Source organism: Rufibacter immobilis (assembly GCF_003721565.1).
Lineage (GTDB): Bacteria > Bacteroidota > Bacteroidia > Cytophagales > Hymenobacteraceae > Nibribacter > Nibribacter immobilis.
The window spans coordinates 936,132-952,553 of record NZ_RJJE01000017.1; the positions used below are offsets into that span (position 1 = coordinate 936,132).

Annotated in this window: 13 protein-coding genes; 1 reads left to right on the plus strand and 12 read right to left on the minus strand. The window is 55.0% G+C overall.

Annotated features, from left to right (window positions below; all coding sequences use genetic code 11):
* Window positions 1-38: 38 nt before the first annotated feature.
* Both EFA69_RS16850 and proB read right to left on the minus strand, forming a co-directional pair.
* Entirely contained in the window at window positions 39-1,304 is a 1,266-nt protein-coding gene (locus EFA69_RS16850) for a glutamate-5-semialdehyde dehydrogenase (protein WP_123134242.1), read from the minus strand.
* A 33-nt stretch (window positions 1,305-1,337) separates the two neighbouring features.
* Window positions 1,338-2,429 (minus strand): glutamate 5-kinase, encoded by a 1,092-nt coding sequence (gene proB / locus EFA69_RS16855; RefSeq protein ID WP_123134243.1) that lies wholly within the window; start codon window positions 2,427-2,429, stop codon window positions 1,338-1,340.
* 598 nt (window positions 2,430-3,027) lie between these two features.
* On the opposite strand from proB, the gene EFA69_RS16860 reads away from it, so the two are divergent.
* Window positions 3,028-5,880, plus strand: a complete 2,853-nt coding sequence (locus tag EFA69_RS16860) for a heparinase II/III domain-containing protein (RefSeq protein WP_183906836.1) — start codon at window positions 3,028-3,030, stop codon at window positions 5,878-5,880.
* A 125-nt stretch (window positions 5,881-6,005) separates the two neighbouring features.
* Here EFA69_RS16860 and EFA69_RS16865 read toward each other — a convergent pair whose 3' ends face one another.
* The 10 genes from EFA69_RS16865 to paaA all read right to left on the minus strand — a co-directional run bounded on the left by EFA69_RS16865 (window position 6,006) and on the right by paaA (window position 16,348).
* Complete coding sequence (locus EFA69_RS16865) at window positions 6,006-6,770, minus strand: enoyl-CoA hydratase/isomerase family protein (protein ID WP_123134245.1); 765 nt, start codon at window positions 6,768-6,770, stop codon at window positions 6,006-6,008.
* Between the two features lie 291 nt (window positions 6,771-7,061).
* The gene (gene paaZ, locus EFA69_RS16870) at window positions 7,062-9,113 is read right to left on the minus strand and encodes a phenylacetic acid degradation bifunctional protein PaaZ (RefSeq protein ID WP_123134246.1); all 2,052 of its coding nucleotides are present in this window, start codon (window positions 9,111-9,113) and stop codon (window positions 7,062-7,064) included.
* Window positions 9,114-9,420: 307 nt separating this feature from the next.
* A complete protein-coding gene (locus EFA69_RS16875; protein WP_123134247.1) occupies window positions 9,421-10,017 on the minus strand; it encodes an acyltransferase in 597 nt (198 codons plus the stop codon).
* On the minus strand, window positions 10,014-11,219 hold the full coding sequence (gene pcaF, locus EFA69_RS16880) for a 3-oxoadipyl-CoA thiolase (protein ID WP_123134248.1): 1,206 nt from the start codon (window positions 11,217-11,219) through the stop codon (window positions 10,014-10,016). The genes EFA69_RS16875 and pcaF overlap by 4 nt, the downstream gene beginning before the upstream one ends.
* 398 nt (window positions 11,220-11,617) lie before the next feature.
* Window positions 11,618-12,775, minus strand: a complete 1,158-nt coding sequence (locus tag EFA69_RS16885) for a 3-hydroxyacyl-CoA dehydrogenase NAD-binding domain-containing protein (RefSeq protein WP_123134249.1) — start codon at window positions 12,773-12,775, stop codon at window positions 11,618-11,620.
* Window positions 12,772-13,557: an enoyl-CoA hydratase-related protein gene (locus EFA69_RS16890; RefSeq protein ID WP_123134250.1), complete on the minus strand. Its 786-nt coding sequence runs from the start codon at window positions 13,555-13,557 to the stop codon at window positions 12,772-12,774. The genes EFA69_RS16885 and EFA69_RS16890 overlap by 4 nt, the downstream gene beginning before the upstream one ends.
* Window positions 13,558-13,561: 4 nt before the next feature.
* Window positions 13,562-14,074: a 1,2-phenylacetyl-CoA epoxidase subunit PaaD gene (paaD, locus tag EFA69_RS16895; RefSeq protein ID WP_221175763.1), complete on the minus strand. Its 513-nt coding sequence runs from the start codon at window positions 14,072-14,074 to the stop codon at window positions 13,562-13,564.
* 170 nt (window positions 14,075-14,244) lie between these two features.
* A complete protein-coding gene (paaC, locus tag EFA69_RS16900; RefSeq protein ID WP_123134252.1) occupies window positions 14,245-15,048 on the minus strand; it encodes a 1,2-phenylacetyl-CoA epoxidase subunit PaaC in 804 nt (267 codons plus the stop codon).
* A 5-nt stretch (window positions 15,049-15,053) separates the two neighbouring features.
* Window positions 15,054-15,344, minus strand: a complete 291-nt coding sequence (gene paaB / locus EFA69_RS16905; RefSeq protein ID WP_123134253.1) for a 1,2-phenylacetyl-CoA epoxidase subunit PaaB — start codon at window positions 15,342-15,344, stop codon at window positions 15,054-15,056.
* A 44-nt stretch (window positions 15,345-15,388) separates the two neighbouring features.
* Complete coding sequence (paaA, locus tag EFA69_RS16910) at window positions 15,389-16,348, minus strand: 1,2-phenylacetyl-CoA epoxidase subunit PaaA (RefSeq protein ID WP_123134254.1); 960 nt, start codon at window positions 16,346-16,348, stop codon at window positions 15,389-15,391.
* Window positions 16,349-16,422: the final 74 nt, after the last annotated feature.

Below are 16,422 nucleotides of genomic sequence, written 5' to 3' on the forward strand. Positions count from 1 at the left end.
TGTAAAAGTAGGCGAAAAAGCCGAAAGCAGTTGAAACGTTACCTCCTTACTTGCCCGTCTCCGCGCACAATCCATTTATAGCTGGTGAGTTCCTCTAGTCCCATCGGCCCCCGGGCGTGCAGCTTCTGGGTACTGATGCCTATCTCCGCACCCAGGCCAAACTGGGCTCCGTCTGTAAAAGCGGTGGAGGCATTGGCATAAACGGCGGCGGCATCTACCCTATTCAGGAAGGTTTCCAGAGCAACCGGGTCTTCAGACAGAATGGCTTCGCTGTGCTTGGAGCTATACCTGGCAATGTGGTCCAGGGCGGCAGATACATCCGGCACCGTTTTCACGGCCATTCTCAGGGCCAGAAATTCAGTGCCGAAATGTTCTTCCTGCGCGGCAAAAAGCAAGCGAGCCGGATAAGAGTCCTGCAAGCTTTGGTAAGCCAACGCATCTGCGAATAACTCAACCTGGGCCTGGGCCAAAGGTGCAACTAGGGCGGGAAGATCTGCCAGACGGCTTTGGTGTATCAACAGGCAATCCAGGGCATTGCAGACGCTCACCCGGCGGGTCTTGGCGTTGAAAATGATCTTTTTCCCTTTCTCCAGATCTGCCGCCGCATCAAAGTAGGTGTGCACAATTCCCGCTCCGGTTTCAATGACCGGTACTTTGGCGTTCTGCCGCACATAATCTATGAGAGCCTGGCTTCCTCTGGGAATCAGTACGTCAACATAATCAGTGGCCTGCAGTAATGCCTCGGTAGCCAACCGATCAGCGGGCAGCAGAGTGGCCACTTGGGGTTCAATGCCGTGCCTTTCCAGCACCCTATGAATCACGGAGGCAATGGCCTGGTTAGAAACGTCTGCGTCACTGCCGCCTTTTAAAATACAGGCGTTTCCGGTTTTAAAGCAGAGCGAAAAGACATCATAGGTCACATTAGGGCGGGCCTCATAGATTACTCCTACCACTCCCAGAGGCACCCTTACTTTGCTGATGGCAAGTCCATTGGACAGGGTTTTCTGCAGCAGAACTTCGCCTAAGGGAGAGCGCAGTTGGGCTACATTCTCCAGATCTTGGGCAATGTCCTGCAGCCGGGCTTCGGTCAGTTTCAGGCGGTCATATTTGGGGTCTTCCGGAGCCATGCGGTCCAGATCTTTGGCGTTTTCCGCCAGCAGAAACTCAGCCTGCTCGCGGGTAGCCGCCGCCACGTCTCTGAGCACGGCGTTAACCAGATCAGGTGACAGTGAACTGAGGGATCGGCTTGCGGCTTGGGCTTGCTGGAGATAACCGGTATAACTTGAATTGTCTTCTTGTGACATGTGGGTGACGAAAGCGGAACAATGGAGAATGGTTTAACTAATTTCAGGGTTCAGGAAGAGGTAATCATAGTGGACCAAGGGCTTCTGCTTTTGCTGGCCCACCCGTTCGAGTGCTTTTTCTGAACCATATTCGGCAATCCCGAAGCCCAGTTCCCGTTGCTGCTCGTCTATCAGTTTCACGATGTCGCCTTTCTGGAAGTCTCCTTCAATATGGAGTACCCCCACCGGCAACAGGCTGATGGCCTTCCGGGAGGTACAGAGCGCCGCTCTGGCGCCTTCATTAATCTTGATCACTCCCTTCGCGAACGTACCGGAGTGCGCAATCCATTTCTTTTTGCCGGAGGCCGATTTATCAGGCACAAAGCGGGTATGCTCCACCTCTCCTTTCAGCAGCTCCAGCAGCACATTTTGTTTTTTCCCATTCGCGATATGCACCGGAATGCCCAGCTGCGCCACCTTGCGGGCCATGTGGCATTTGGTGATCATGCCGCCCCGGCCAAACTGTGACCGCTGCGTAGACACAAAAGACGAAAAGCCGATGGTGGAGGCATCAATTTCCTGAATTACCTGGCTGGCGGGGTCTTTGGGATCACCGTTATAAATGCCGTTGACGTTGCTCAGGATCAGCAGCGCATCGGCATTCAGCATGGAAGCGATAAGGCCGGCCAGCTCGTCATTGTCGGTGAACATGAGCTCGGTGACAGAGATAACGTCGTTCTCGTTCACGATGGGCACCACATTGTTCTGGAGCAGCACCTGAAAACAGTTCTTCATGTTGAGGTAATGGCCCCGGTCCCGGAAGTCCTCTTTGGTCACCAATACCTGAGCGCTCACCAAGCCGTGGGCACTGAAAAATTGGGAGTAGGTATTGATAAGCTTTACCTGCCCCACAGCGGCCAGCAACTGACGCGCGCTTACGGCATCGGTTCGGTTCGCAAGTTGGATCAGGCTTCGGCCCGAGGCCACCGCCCCGGAGGAAACTACAATGACTTCTTTGCCCTGCTGCTTTAACGCCGCCACCTGTTCCACCAGGTGCTGCATACGAGCCTCATCTGGCATTCCGTCTTGCTGCGTGAGCACATTGGAGCCAATCTTGACAATGATACGCTTGTAATGAAATGACATGCTACTCTTTCCTTCTACTGAAAAAGTAATTTTAAAGCTTTTACTTCATTTGGCCTACACTTTTGCAATAAAGTTGGTTATCCCGTATTAAAATATACACCATATACCCATGTATAGCAGCATCTTCATAACTGAGTTCCTTGGCGAACGCCTATGCTCTAATATGTTTTAAATACAAACTTCCTTTGCGTTTAGGGGCTCTTTTTGGAAAAACAGGCTCTAAACGCAAAGGCCTTAAAATCAGCCGTTTTCATTAGAGCAACCACGTTCTAGTGCTTTAAAAATCAACTTCTTATATACTTTTATTAGTGCGTCTGTATGCTTTATAGCTAGGCAAAACTCTATTCCTGAACAATCTCCCGAAAAACTTTTTGTCTACTATTAATACAATTAGGTTTATCATCAACAGGAACTCTTTTCAGAATTATTTCATTGCACATTCAACTTATACAAGCTTTTAGGCCTTATATAGTTGAATTAGATGAAGATAAAGCTTTACCATCCTCTTGTTAAATTCATAATTTTTCTTTTAATTTGCACTTGCTATTCGTCTTCGATTAGTGCCCAAACCGGCAGCTGGGTTCCCGCTCAGGCAGATTTGAGCTATCCGCGTACGCTATTAAAAGCCGCGCAAGTACCTAATGTGCAGCAGGCAATCACCTCCGGAATTCGGTACACACTTTATTCGGGGGTGTACAGCAATGTGACAGGTTCGGCAACGGCCAATAACACTTCTTCCAATGACCGGCGGGCGAGGGCCACTTTTGCCAAAAACGCCGCCTTTGTAGCGCTCCTGAACCGGAAACCCAGCGGGGGCACCGTCATCCAGCTTTCAGAGGCTGAACGCGCCGCCTTCGTTTCCAAATCGAAAAAGCTGCTGGAGGGCATCAACACCGCTGTGGAGGTGTACGCCTCTTTCTCCGGGGCCACGTACACCGAGTGGCAATGGCGATCAAAGGAATTGATTGATTACATGGTGGCCTATGACTTGCTGAGGGGCTCGGGTGAACCTATAGATTCTCTGGTTACCGCCCGGGCTAAGCTACAGGAATTTGCGGGGAACCTGTACAAACAGTCCATCACCCCCTTCTTCGGCACTACATTTTATGGGTCCATCAAGAACAACCACACCTTAATGACTGCCTCGGCCTTAGGCTTGGCAGCGGTGGTACTGAACGATGTGGGCGGCACAGATGCCTGGATGCAGCCCACCAACTGGATCAACACCGGCCTCTACCACATGGACAACGTTCTCTGGCGCGATGCCAACCGCCAGTCTGACCCCAATGTGCTGACCGGCTACGCCGAAGGACCCTACTACTTCAAGTACGCTTTCCTCAACTGTCTGCCCTTCATCCGGTCCATGGGGAATTTCCTGCCCGATGTGGCCATGAATTACACCTACGGCACCACCACCCGCAGCATCCGGAACCCATACTTTGACCCCAGCTATGACCTGCTGTACGACTGGATTTCCGCCATTCAGATGCCAGACGGGCGTTTTCCGGCGCTGGAAGATTCCTATATTGACATGGGCATGCCCGAACTGGCCCTCACCGGCAAAAGCAAGTACGTGAACCCCATGGCCTTTTCCAATCTTTCTACCAAACAGCTGAACACTCTGGCAAAGCAGCTGAAAGATGCCACTGTAGACATGCGGGCGGCTTTTCTCGCCTCCAATGTGCCTTTCTCCACCCCTGCCCACCAACCGCTCACGGCGCTGCCGCAAAGCGGGAATCTGGTCTTCAGATCGGGCAATGACACGCTGGCCAGCTACCTGCACGTGTACGGTAAAAACGGTTTGTCGCAGAAAGTCTCCGGCGGCCACAACCACGGCGATGCCAGTTCTTTTATTCTGCACGCCAAAGGGCAATTGCTAGCCCTGGACCCCGGTTATTTGAGCAGCACCAACCGAGGCGCGGTGGGCGAAGGAGTGCACCACAACCTGATATTAGTAGACGGGGCCGGTCCGGCCATGGGCACGGCGGGAGCCACCAATGACGCCGAAGGCTTTATCCAGAATACTTTCAGCAACGGCCGCCTCAGCTACGGCGAAGTGAAAACCACCTACCGCGGCGCGGAGATCACCCGTAAAACCCTTCACGTCCGGAACAACTACTTCCTGATCGCCGATGCCGTGACCTCTACCAGTGCCCACACCTACACCTGGCAATTGCACGGCTATGGCTTAGAGGGAGGCACCGCCGTCACCGGCACGTTCACCGACAGCCTGGCGGCCCACGAAGGCATCTGGCAGAAAAACGGTGTAAACCTGAAAGCCCACGTCACGGCCACCGATGGCGCCTCTGGCTACGTAAAGGCAACCAACAGTCACGAGCTTACCTACAACACCACCGAAAACCACACCACTCTGCAAGTGCAGAAAACGGGGGTAGCGCAAACGCAGTTCTTGTCCCTCTTGCAGCCCTACACCACCACCTCGGCTGATGTGAAGACGGAAAGCACGCTTCAGGTGGCGGCCCTGTCCTCAGCGGAAACCGAGTATCAGGATCTGGCCTTCGCCCAAGGCGATACCAGCACCGTGACCCTGAACAAATTGGCCGAGCCCCTCACCTCAGATGCGCGCTTCACCTTCTTTTCGCTGAACAAGGCTGGCCATTTCTCCCAGGCGTTTCTGGAAAACGGACGGCAGCTGCAATACGGTTCTAAGGTGGTGCTGCAATCCAGCCAACGGGTGAACAGCCACTGGGAACGCCAGAGCGATCTCGCCTACGCAGGTTACGTCAGCGATGCCACCGTGCTCACCTTAGCCATGGAGGCGGCTCCATCGTCGGTGACCGGAGACCAGGTGGCTTTTTCCCGCTATGATCCCATCAAAAAGAACCTGATCGTCTCTTTCACCGGTTCCTCAGCCTTTAGGGTGACGCTTGCAATGACCACCTTACCCGTAGAATTGACTCACTTCAGCGCGAAAAGGGTGCGGCAGCAGGTACAACTGAACTGGAGCACCGCTTCCGAAAAGCAGAACGCAGGGTTTGAGGTGTACCGGAAATCTGCCTCGGCCCCGGAATTCATGAGAATCGGGTTTGTGCCCGGCAGGGGGAACAGCACCACAGCCTCACAATATGTTTTCCTTGATGAAACGGCCCCCTCTGAGACTGTCTATTACCAGCTCAAGCAGTTAGATGAAGACGGATCGTTTGAAATGTCTTCAATGGTGGCGGTAAAAGGCTCTGAGGAACAAAAGGTTGAGATAACCGTGTTTCCGGTGCCCAGTAATGAAATGGTGCAGGTGCAGTGTGCTGGTGTGGCGGGTCAGGTAGAGGCTCGGTTGCTCAACAGCAAGGGACAGCTTCTGCTCCGTCAAAAGTTTACCGGCCAAACCCAACTCTCTACCCTGCCCTTAGCTCCGGGTATGTATTATTTGCAGGTACTGGACCTGAACGGAAAACCCGTTGCGGCCACTAAGAAAGTGCTGGTGCAACACTAAGCAAAGCCGTATGGCGTTTAGCGGCTCTTTTTCCAAAAAGAGCCGCTAAACGCCATACGGCTTAATATCCCAAACGAAAGCCCCGCTGGTGCAAGACAAGCGGGGCTTTCGTTTGGGCACAAGCACTACTTTTTCTTGAAGCCCTGAATGAAATTTCTGGTAAAATCTGACAGCACCAGCGTTCCGCTGATGCCGGCACGTTCCACCAGCAATTGGTCCCAGTGCTCCGTTCCCTGCCAGAACACCTGTTTCAGGGCGGTGAGGGCCTCCGGATTGTACGCGGCCAACTTAGCGGCGAAGGCCTGCACCGCGGCGTCCATTTCCTCTACGCTATCAAACACCTCGGCGTACAGGCCTTTCTCCTGAGCCCACTCGGCGCTTCTGAACTCAGTGGCATCTAAGGATAACTGTGAGAAAGCCGCCAACCCAATCTTCCGCTCCACGGCCGGCCCCACCACAAACGGCCCGATGCCCACAGCTATTTCGCTCAATTTTACCGCCGCGTGCTGCGTGGCGAAGCAATAGTCTGTGGCGGCGGCCACGCCAACTCCTCCGCCAATGGCTTTGCCCTGCACCCGTCCAATCACAATCTTGGTGCAGGTGCGGCAAGCGTTGATCACCTTCGCGAAGCCGGAGAAAAACGCCAGCCCCTGCTCTTTGTCTTCAATGGAGATGAGTTCATCAAAAGAAGCGCCGGCGCAGAAGGTTCTCTCCCCCTCGCTTTTGAGCACAATGACCTTCACCCGCTCGTCTTGCCCTGCTTGTGTAATGGTATGGGCCAACTCATTTAAAATTGCGCCTGGCAATGAGTTATGCGAGGGATGGAAAAAGGAAATGATGCCAATTCCGGCTTCGTCTAGGGCAAGGGTTACGTGACCTGTGTCTGTCATTTTTGCTTTATATTTCTAATCATTACTTAAAACTGGCGCGAGTCTCCAGACTCGTGCAAATGGGTAAAGGATAGTCTCTGTCTATCCTTGCTGCCCCAGCAGCAATCTCACGCATGGCGAAATGCACCTCCTTCCTTTCCGGCGAGTCTGGAGACTCGCAACATCCCATGTCACGAGACTGGAGTCTCGCGACAGAATCATTATTTCCCGATTAGCGGCTCTTTTTCTAAAAACAGCCGCTAATCAGGAAATCTAATCCATCCAGAATTTTCAAATTCCCAAATCTCCAAATCACCCCTGGTCCAGTTTCTTCACCATGGTCATGATGGTGGCAATGGCTACCGTTTCGCCGGTTTCGTCGGTTACGTCTACGAGCCATTTCACAATGCCTTTGGCTACGTCTTCCTCGCTGCGTTTCTCCTGGGCGATTTTCTCTTTCACCGTGAGCTTCACCCCGATGGTCATGCCGGGGTAAACTGGTTTGGTGAAACGGCAGTTTTCCAGTCCGTAGTTCAGGAGCACCGGGCCTTTCTTGGGGTCCACGAACATGCCGGCCGCCTTGGAGAGAATGTAATAGCCGTGGGCCACTCGGCCGGTGAACAAAGTCCCTTCAAGCGAGGTAGCATCTACGTGCGCGTAGAAATGGTCTCCGGAGACGTTGGCGAAGTTGGTGATATCGGCTTCGGTGACGGTGTGCCGGTGGGTGACCCAGGTTTCGGAGATTTCCAGCTCCTCAAAGTGTTTCCGGAACGGGTGTACGTCATTTTCTATCTGTTTGGCCCCCTGTTGGTACACGCCCGTAATGGCGGTGACCATGGTGGGCGAACCCTGTATGGCCACGCGCTGCATGAAATGCTTCACGCCGCGCTTGCCGCCCATCTCCTCGCCGCCGCCCGCCCGGCCCGGACCGCCGTGGATGAGCATGGGCATGGGCGAACCGTGGCCGGTGCTTTCCTTGGCGCAGTCGTTGTTCAGGATTAAGATCCGTCCGTGGTGCGTGGCCGCGCCTAAGGCAAATTCCTGCGCAATGGCCGGGTCTGCCGTGGCGATGGAGGAGACCAACGAGCCTTTGCCCATCTTGGTGAGTTCAATGGCCTCGTCCAGGTTTTTATACGGCAGAAGGGTGGCCACCGGCCCGAAGGCCTCCACCTCATGCGTGTCTGTGAAACGGAACGGCTCCGGGTTGAGCATGACAATGGGCGAAATGAACGCGCCTTTCTGGGCATCGGCGCCAATGACGTCCACCTTCTCCAGATCGCCGTAAATAATGGGCGTCTGGCGGGCCAATTCGGTCACCTGCTCCTTCAATTTCGCCAGCTGCTCCCGGCCCACCAAAGCGCCCATACGCACGCCTTCAGCCAGCGGGTTCCCGATGGCCGTTTTGGAAAGTTCGCGCCCCAGCGCAATTTGCACGTCCTCCACCAGTTTCTCCGGCACCAGCGCCCTCCTGATGGCGGTACATTTCTGCCCGGCTTTAGACGTGATTTCCTTCCGGATCTCCTTGATAAACAAATCAAACTCTGGGGTACCCGGTACAGCGTCTTCGCCTAACACCGCGCTGTTAAGCGAATCGGCTTCCATGGTGAACGGCACCGCTTCCTGAATGAGCCGGGGGTGCGCCTTGAGTAATCGCCCCGTATGCGCCGAGCCGGTGAACGTGACCACATCCTGAAACGTCACGTGGTCCAGAATCCCTTCGCCGGTACCGGTTACTAATTGCAGTGCGCCTTCGGGCAGGAGCTTGGAGGCAATGATCTCGCGCACCACGGCCTCGGTCAGGAAAGCGGTGATGGGGGCCGGTTTCACAATGGCAGGCATTCCGGCCAGCAGGTTCACGGCGATTTTCTCTAACATGCCCCACACCGGGAAGTTGTACGCATTGATGTGTACCGCCACGCCTTCCTTGGGTACCAGAATGTGATGCCCCATGAACGTGCCGCCCTTGGACAACCCGATGGGATCATCTTCCACGTAGTACGGTTTGTCTGGAAACTGCCGCCGCAACGAAGCATACGCAAACAGATTCCCAATGCCGCCTTCAATGTCTACCCAGCTGTCGGCACGGGTGGCACCGGTGCGGTAGCTGAGTTGGTAGAAGGCCTCTTTTTTTGACGTGAGGTGCAGCGCCAGGGCTTTGAGCATGCGGCCCCGCTCCTGGAACGTCATTTTCCGGAGGGCTCTGTTGCCTTTGGCGCGGGCGAACTCCATCATGGCGTTGAAGTCCAGTCCACCGCTATAACTGGTGTACAGGTGCTCCCCGGTTACGGCATCCAAAATCTCGCTTTCTTTTCCAGAACCCGGCGTCCATTCGCCCAAGGCGTAATTCTGCACTACTGCGTTCATATCTGTAGTTGTTAGTTGCTGGTGGTTAGTCTTTAGTTTCAGTTGTCCGGTTGGGCTCTTTCATCCGTCTTTGTCATCCTTTCTAATTAGCGAACCCTACCTCCTCTTTGTCATCCTGAAAGGACCTTGTGGGCGAACGGTAATTGTGTTTATTCAAAGCTTTTCTAGTTCGCCCACAAGGTCCTTTCAGGATGACATTACCCTTAATTCTATCACTATGCTTTGTTTGCAATATTTGCGTGCACCTGCCATTTCAGTTTCTGCGTTATGAAGCTGATTTCTGAAAAACAGGCTCTAAACGTAATCCCTACTCGCCTTTCCTTTCGTTCCAGGTTTGGTAGTGGGCCTGCTGTTTCTGCCGGTTGGCGGGCACTTCACGCAGCGGTTCACAAGGCTTCAAAGTCGCGTAGCAATCAGCCGGAAGCTGCATGTAAATCTGGGTGCCTTCGGTTTTCCATTGCAGCATCTCATCGGTTACCTGCTTCACAATCTTGTGCGGGTTGCCTACCACCACGCTGCGCGGTGGAATCTGCTCATCGGCGCGTACAAAGCAGAGGGCTCCTACCACACTTTCATCACCGATTTCCACCCGGTCCATGATCACTGCGTTCATGCCCACCAGCACGTTCCGGCCAACGGTGGCCCCGTGGATGATGGCGCCGTGCCCAATGTGGGCCATTTCCTTCAGGTGTACGGTGGTGCCGGGGAACATATGGATGGTGCAGTTTTCCTGCACGTTGCAGTTGTCTTCAATGATGATCTCGCCCCAATCACCCCTGATGGCCGCGCCCGGACCCACGTACACGTTCTTCCCGATGATCACATTGCCCGTGACCGTGGCCTGCGGATGCACAAACGCGCTCTCATGCACCACCGGAACATAGCCGTTGAACTCGTAGATCATACCCGTTCAATAATGGCGGCGTAGCCCTGCCCCACCCCCACGCACATGGTCACCAAGGCATAGCGCTTGTTCTGTTTGTGCAATTCAATGGCCGCCGACTGTAGGATTCTGGCCCCGCTCATGCCCAGCGGATGTCCCAAAGCAATAGCGCCGCCGTTGGGGTTGATGCGCGGGTCCTGGTCCTCAATGCCCAACCCACGCACGCACGCCAGCACCTGCGAGGCAAAGGCTTCGTTGATTTCAATCAGGTCGATGTCATTCAGGGTGAGTCCGGCTTTTTTCAGGGCTATCTGCGTGGCGGGCACCGGCCCGAACCCCATGTATTTAGGCTCTACACCGGCGGCCCCCATGGACACAAAGCGGGCTTTGGGAGTGAGGTTGTGCTGTTTAAGACCTTCTTCTGAGGCGAACAGCAAAGCCGCTGCGCCGTCGTTCAGGCCGGAGGCGTTGCCCGCCGTCACGGTGCCTTCTTTGTGGAAGGCCGGGCGAAGTTTGGCCAGCACTTCCAGGGTGGTGGTTGGCTTGATAAACTCATCCTGCGCGAACACTTTGGGTTCGCCTTTCTTCTGCGGAATGTTCACGGGCACAATTTCCTCTGCGAATCTGCCGGCTTCCTGGGCCTTTGCCGCTTTCTGCTGCGACCATAGCGCAAAGGCATCCTGGTCTTCACGGGTGATGCCCTCGCGGCGGGCCAGGTTCTCGGCGGTTTCGCCCATGCCATCGGTCCCGAATACTTCATGTATCTTTGGGTTCACGAAACGCCACCCGAAGCTGGAGTCAAACATCTGGGCATCGCGGCCGAAGGGGGTGCTGGTTTTGGAGATCACCCAGGGACCGCGGGTCATGTTCTCCAGGCCGCCCGCGATGAGTAAGTCGCCGTCGCCGCACTGGATGGCCCGCGCCGCCGCTACCGCCGCCGACAAGCCCGAGGCGCAGAGCCGGTTCACGGTTTCGCCGGGCACCGAGAACGGCAGCCCCGCCAGCAGCAAGGACATACGAGCCACGTTGCGGTTGTCTTCGCCGGCCTGGTTCGCGCAGCCCATGATCACCTCGGCAATGGCCGCCGGATCCGCCGAAGGGTTCCGTTTCATCAGTTCCTGCATCACCAAGGCCCCCAGGTCATCGGGCCGGACGGTGGCTAAGCTCCCGCCAAAATTCCCGATAGGAGTTCTAATGCCGTCTACTATATATGCTTGCTTCATTCTCTGTTATGTGGTTCAACCTAAAATATTTTAGGTATGATATTTTCATTGTTCAGTATCTGTCCCCCTTTGAAGGGGGTAGGGGGATTATTTCTCGTGCTGATTTTAACTACAGCCCATTCAATTTTTATGGCCATTTGCTTCGTGGCATCTGTTTTTCAGGCATTCCACTTACTTGTCATCCCCCTACCCCCTTCAAAGGGGGACGGAATGCGTAGGCTCTGTACTTAACTTACTATTTTGCGTTTAGCGGCTCTTTTTCCAAAAACAGCCCTTAAACACCATTTGAAAAGAATATCATCAGTTATAGAAGTAAATCAGCTACTGAGTGGCTTATCTCACTCCTTTGCGTTTAGCGGCTCTTTTTCTGAAAACAGCCGCTAAACGCAAGGCTAGTGCTACGGGAAAAAGGTTCGGTTCTCTCGCACCATTCTGCGGAGCAAAGGGCTGGCGCGGTAGCGGTCCTCGTGGTACTCGTGGTAGAGACTGTCCAGGGTTTCCAGCAAGGTGGACAGCCCCAGTTCATCGGCCCAGGCTAGGAGGCCTTTGGGGTAATTGACGCCTTTGGTCATGGCCAGCTCCAGGTCTTCTTTGGAAGCTACGTTCAGCGCCAGAGCGTCTACGGCTTCATTGATGAGCATGGCCAGCACGCGATGCAGAATGGTTTGTCCCAATGCTTCGTCTTTGGTAGGTTGCGGTTGCGAGGCTCCTTCGCGGTAATCATAGAACCCACGTTCAGACTTCCGGCCGTAATAGCCGGCTTCAAACAGACGCTTCTGGGTGAAGGAAGGCTTGTAGCGCGGGTCATAGAAGAAGGACGTGAACACCGACTCGGTGACGCGGTAGTTGACGTCGTGTCCAATGAAATCCATGAGCGTGAACGGCCCCATTTTGAAGCCGCCCAGTTCGGTCATAGCCCAGTCAATGGTGGCGATGTCTGCTATGCCTTCTTCCAGAATGCGCAAGGCTTCGCCGTAAAATGGCCGGGCCACCCGGTTCACGATAAAGCCGGGGGTATCTTTGGCCATCACCGGCACTTTGCCCCATTGCAGCACCAGTTGCTTGATCTCCTCGGCGAGCCCCGCATCAGTTTGCACCGCGGGTATGACTTCTACCAACGGCATGAGCGGAGCCGGATTGAAAAAATGGATACCAATGCAGCGCTCCGGTTTCTGGCAGGCGGCCGCAATGGAGGCAATGGACAAAGAGGAAGTGTTGCTGGCCAGGATACAGTCCTGCGGCACAATCATTTCCACCTCTCTGAACAGATTCTGCTTTACCTGCAAGTCTTCCACCACCGCCTCAATGACCAGGTCACAATCCCCGAAATCCTGATAAGACTCCGTGAAATGGAGGCGGTCCGTGATGTCCATGACGGCTATTTCAGAGATCTTGCCTTTGGACGACAGTTTGCCCAGCGCTTTTTTGATCTGCTGCGCGGCCCGTTCCAGCGCCTGCGAGTTCTTGTCCAGAAGATGCACCTTATGCCCCGCCGTCGCGATGACCTGGGCGATGCCCGCTCCCATGGCCCCGCTGCCAATAATGCCTACTATCATTGCCCCGTGAAGTTTGGTTTACGTTTCTGAATGAAGGCCTCTACTCCTTCTTTGAAATCAGCGGTTTGTCCGGCATGTTGCTGGTAGACCGCCTCCTGCTGCAACTGTTCCTCCAGCGTGTGCTGAAAAGTCTTGTTGAGGAGTTGTTTGGTGAAGGCCAGCCCTTTGGTGGGCATTTGCGCCAAGCGCTCCGCCAGCGTTTTTACCTCGTTTTCGAAAATATCGTCTGGAAACGTCTTGTAGATCATGCCCATCTGCACGGCTTCCGGCGCGCTTACTTTATCGCCGGTCATCATGAGGGCCGAGGCGCGTTGCATGCCAATCAGGCGCGGCAGGAAGAACGTACCGGCGCTGTCTGGAATCAAGCCGATTTTGCTGAACGCCTGAATAAACGAAGCCGATTCTTTGGCAACTACAATATCACACGCCAACGCTAAATTGGCTCCCGCCCCGGCGGCCACTCCGTTCACGGCGGCTATCACAGGCTTGTTCAACTGGCGCAGCAACAGGATGATGGGGTTGTAATGCTGCACCACAATCTCAGAGATTTCCATGCTGCCGGGGCCGGTGGCTTCGGCTAAATCCTGTCCGGCGCAGAAAGCTTTCCCCTCGCCGGTGAGCAACACGGCCCGCACGGAATCATCAGAAGCGATGGCTCTGAGGTGGTCCTGCAAGGCCAGCGCCATCTCGCGGTTGAAGCTGTTGAAAACGTTGGGCCGGTTAAGCGTGAGCGTGGCCACGCCGTTTTCCAGAGAATATTTGATGAAATCAGTTTGGTTCATAGGTTTATTTGAGGCACTTGAAGTAGTCAAAGGGCTCCAGGCAGGCCTCGCATTGGTAATGCGCCTTGCAGGAGGTGGAGCCGAACTGGCTGATCAATTTGGTATTTTCTGAGTGGCACCGGGGGCAGCGCACCACTGGGTCGCGCCCGAAGAGCGCGTGGATGTCGCCGTTGGGTTCTACGGGCGGCGCAATGCCGTATTCCTCCAGCTTCCGTTTACCTTCGGGCGTGAGCCAGTCGGTGGTCCAGGCGGGACTGAGTTGGAGATCCACGGCTACATTATTAAACCCTTTGGAGAGCAGCTTCAACTTCACATCGGCGGCGATGGTGTTCATGGCCGGGCAACCGGAATAGGTTGGCGTAATGGTCACCTGCACCCGGCCGTCTTCCTGCACCTGCACCTGGCGCAGCACGCCCAGGTCCAGAATGCTCAGGACCGGAATCTCGGGGTCAGAGACCTCTTCCAGCAGTTTCCATATTTTCTCTTCGGTGGTCAATTTTGGGGTAGTAAGTTGCAAGTAAATGGGGTGCTTTATAGGGCATTGTTTTTCTTCACGGTGTCCTGCTAGTGGTTCCCGGCGAGTCTGGAGACTCGCTTCATCCCAAATCCCGAGACTTCAGTCTCGCGCCAGCAGGTCTCTTCTACTATTATTAGACTCAGGACTCAAGACTCAGGACTCAGGATTCTTTACCACTCCAGCCCCGGGTAGGCCCGTTGCAGGTATTGCAGTTCTGTTAAGATGTAGCCCAGGTGCTCTGAGTGCCGACCGGTCTTGCCGCCTTTCTGCATGAATACGTTCTGCGGAACCTCCAGCGTGGCTTCCGCGAAAACTTTGGCAACGTGCGCTTCCCATTGCGGAAGGAGTGTGGCGTAGTCTGGGATGATTCCGGCTTGTGCCAGTTGCTGCTCCGTATCGGTCATCATAAAGAGCTCACCGGAGAACATCCACAGATTGGCAATGGCTTTCTGGAGGCGGCGCTTGCTTTCCTCAGTTCCGTCGCCCAAGCGGATTACCCATTCTGAGCTCCATTTGAGGTGATAGCTGGCTTCTTTGAAAGCCTTGGCCGCAATGGCCGCCAGTCGCTGGTCAGGGCTGTTTTGGAGGTCTTTCAGCAAAAAGAAGTGAAAACCGTCAAAGAGAAACTGCCGCAGAATGGTGTGGGCGAAATCGCCGTTGGGTTGTTCCACCAGCAGCGGGTTCTTGTACTCCACGGCCTCGCGCAGGTAGGCTAGATCATCCTCAGAACGGCCTTTGCCCTCCAGTTCGGCGGCGTATTGGTACAAGCTGCGGGTTTCGCCAATCAAATCCAAGGCGATGTTGGCCATGGCCAGGTCCTGCTCCAGAATGGGCCCGTGGCCGCACCACTCAGACAGGCGGTGCCCCAGAATAAGACTGGTATCTGCCAGTTGCAGGGTGTAGTCCAGAAGCAGCGCCCGGAGCTCCGGGGTATAGTCCTGCACCGCAGGGCTTTGGGTATGTTGAAGGTCCATGGCGCTTACATGTTTTTGATTTCGGCGGGCACCTCGTAGAACGTGGGGTGGCGGTACACTTTGTCGTTGGCCGGGTCAAAGAACGCCGCCGACTCGTCTGGGTTAGACGCGTGGATGTTCCTGGACTCCACCACCCAGATGCTCACCCCTTCCATGCGGCGGGTATAGACATCGCGGGCGTTCTGGATCGCCATCTCGGCATCGGCGGCGTGCAGGCTGCCTACGTGTTTATGGTCAAGGCCTTGTTTGCTCCGGATGAAGACTTCCCAGAGCGGCCATTCTTTCTGATGACTCATAGTGCGTGAATGTGTGATTGAGTGGATGTACTCCTCTTATAAACTTACTTCGCTTGATCTGCGGCTTCGCGCTGGGCGCGTTTCTGGGCATGGGCAAGGGCGGCTTCGCGCACCCAGGCTCCTTCCTCGTGCGCTTTCACGCGGGCGTTGATGCGGTCTTTGTTGCAGGGACCGTTGCCTTTCACCACATTCCAGAATTCCTCCCAGTCCACGTCGCCGAAGTCGTAACCGTTTTTGGCTTCGTTCCACTTCAGGTCTTTATCCGGCACGGTGAGGCCCAGGAACTCGGCCTGCGGCACCATCATGTCCACGAAGCGCTGGCGCAGCTCATCGTTGGTGAACCGCTTGATCTTCCAGCGCATGGACTGCTCGGTGTTCGGCGATTCCTCGTCCTTGGGCCCGAACATCATGAGCGTAGGCCACCACCAGCGGTTGAAGGCTTCCTGCGCCATCTGCTTCTGCGCCGGGGCACCGTTGCACAAGCTCATCATGATCTCAAAGCCCTGCCGCTGGTGGAAGCTTTCCTCCTTGCACACCCGCACCATGGCCCGGGCGTAGGGCCCGTACGAGGTGCGGCACAGCGGTACCTGGTTCATGATGGCGGCCCCGTCCACGAGCCAGCCAATGGCCCCAATGTCGGCCCAGGAAAGGGTTGGATAGTTGAAGATGCTGGAATATTTGGCTTTGCCCGAATGCAGGTCATTAATCATCTGGTCGCGGGAAGTGCCCAGGGTTTCGGCGGCGCTGTAGAGGTAGAGTCCGTGGCCCGCCTCGTCCTGCACTTTGGAGAGCAGAATGGCTTTGCGCTTGAGCGAAGGGGCGCGGGTAATCCAGTTGCCCTCGGGCAACATGCCTACAATCTCTGAGTGGGCGTGCTGCGAAATCTGGCGCACCAGCGTTTTGCGGTACTGCTCGGGCATCCAGTCTTTGGGTTCAATGCGGATCTCGTTCGCGATTTTCTCCTCAAACTGCTCTTCCAATGATTTTTCAACGATGGTTTCCATACGCGTTCTTTTCTTTCTTTGCCTGTTCTTCTGCTTTAGGTTTAGGGCCTGTTTTTGGAAAAAGAGCCGCTAAA

Bases quoted from the DNA above. Each gene is read 5' to 3' on its own strand.
- proB (WP_123134243.1), bottom strand. From the start codon at position 2,429: ATGTCATTTCATTACAAGCGTATCATTGTCAAGATTGGCTCCAATGTG.
- pcaF (WP_123134248.1), bottom strand. From the start codon at position 11,219: ATGAAGCAAGCATATATAGTAGACGGCATTAGAACTCCTATCGGGAAT.
- paaC (WP_123134252.1), bottom strand. From the start codon at position 15,048: ATGGACCTTCAACATACCCAAAGCCCTGCGGTGCAGGACTATACCCCG.
- EFA69_RS16865 (WP_123134245.1), bottom strand. From the start codon at position 6,770: ATGACAGACACAGGTCACGTAACCCTTGCCCTAGACGAAGCCGGAATT.
- EFA69_RS16850 (WP_123134242.1), bottom strand. From the start codon at position 1,304: ATGTCACAAGAAGACAATTCAAGTTATACCGGTTATCTCCAGCAAGCC.
- EFA69_RS16875 (WP_123134247.1), bottom strand. From the start codon at position 10,017: ATGATCTACGAGTTCAACGGCTATGTTCCGGTGGTGCATGAGAGCGCG.
- EFA69_RS16890 (WP_123134250.1), bottom strand. From the start codon at position 13,557: ATGAACCAAACTGATTTCATCAAATATTCTCTGGAAAACGGCGTGGCC.
- paaA (WP_123134254.1), bottom strand. From the start codon at position 16,348: ATGGAAACCATCGTTGAAAAATCATTGGAAGAGCAGTTTGAGGAGAAA.
- EFA69_RS16885 (WP_123134249.1), bottom strand. From the start codon at position 12,775: ATGATAGTAGGCATTATTGGCAGCGGGGCCATGGGAGCGGGCATCGCC.
- paaZ (WP_123134246.1), bottom strand. From the start codon at position 9,113: ATGAACGCAGTAGTGCAGAATTACGCCTTGGGCGAATGGACGCCGGGT.
- paaB (WP_123134253.1), bottom strand. From the start codon at position 15,344: ATGAGTCATCAGAAAGAATGGCCGCTCTGGGAAGTCTTCATCCGGAGC.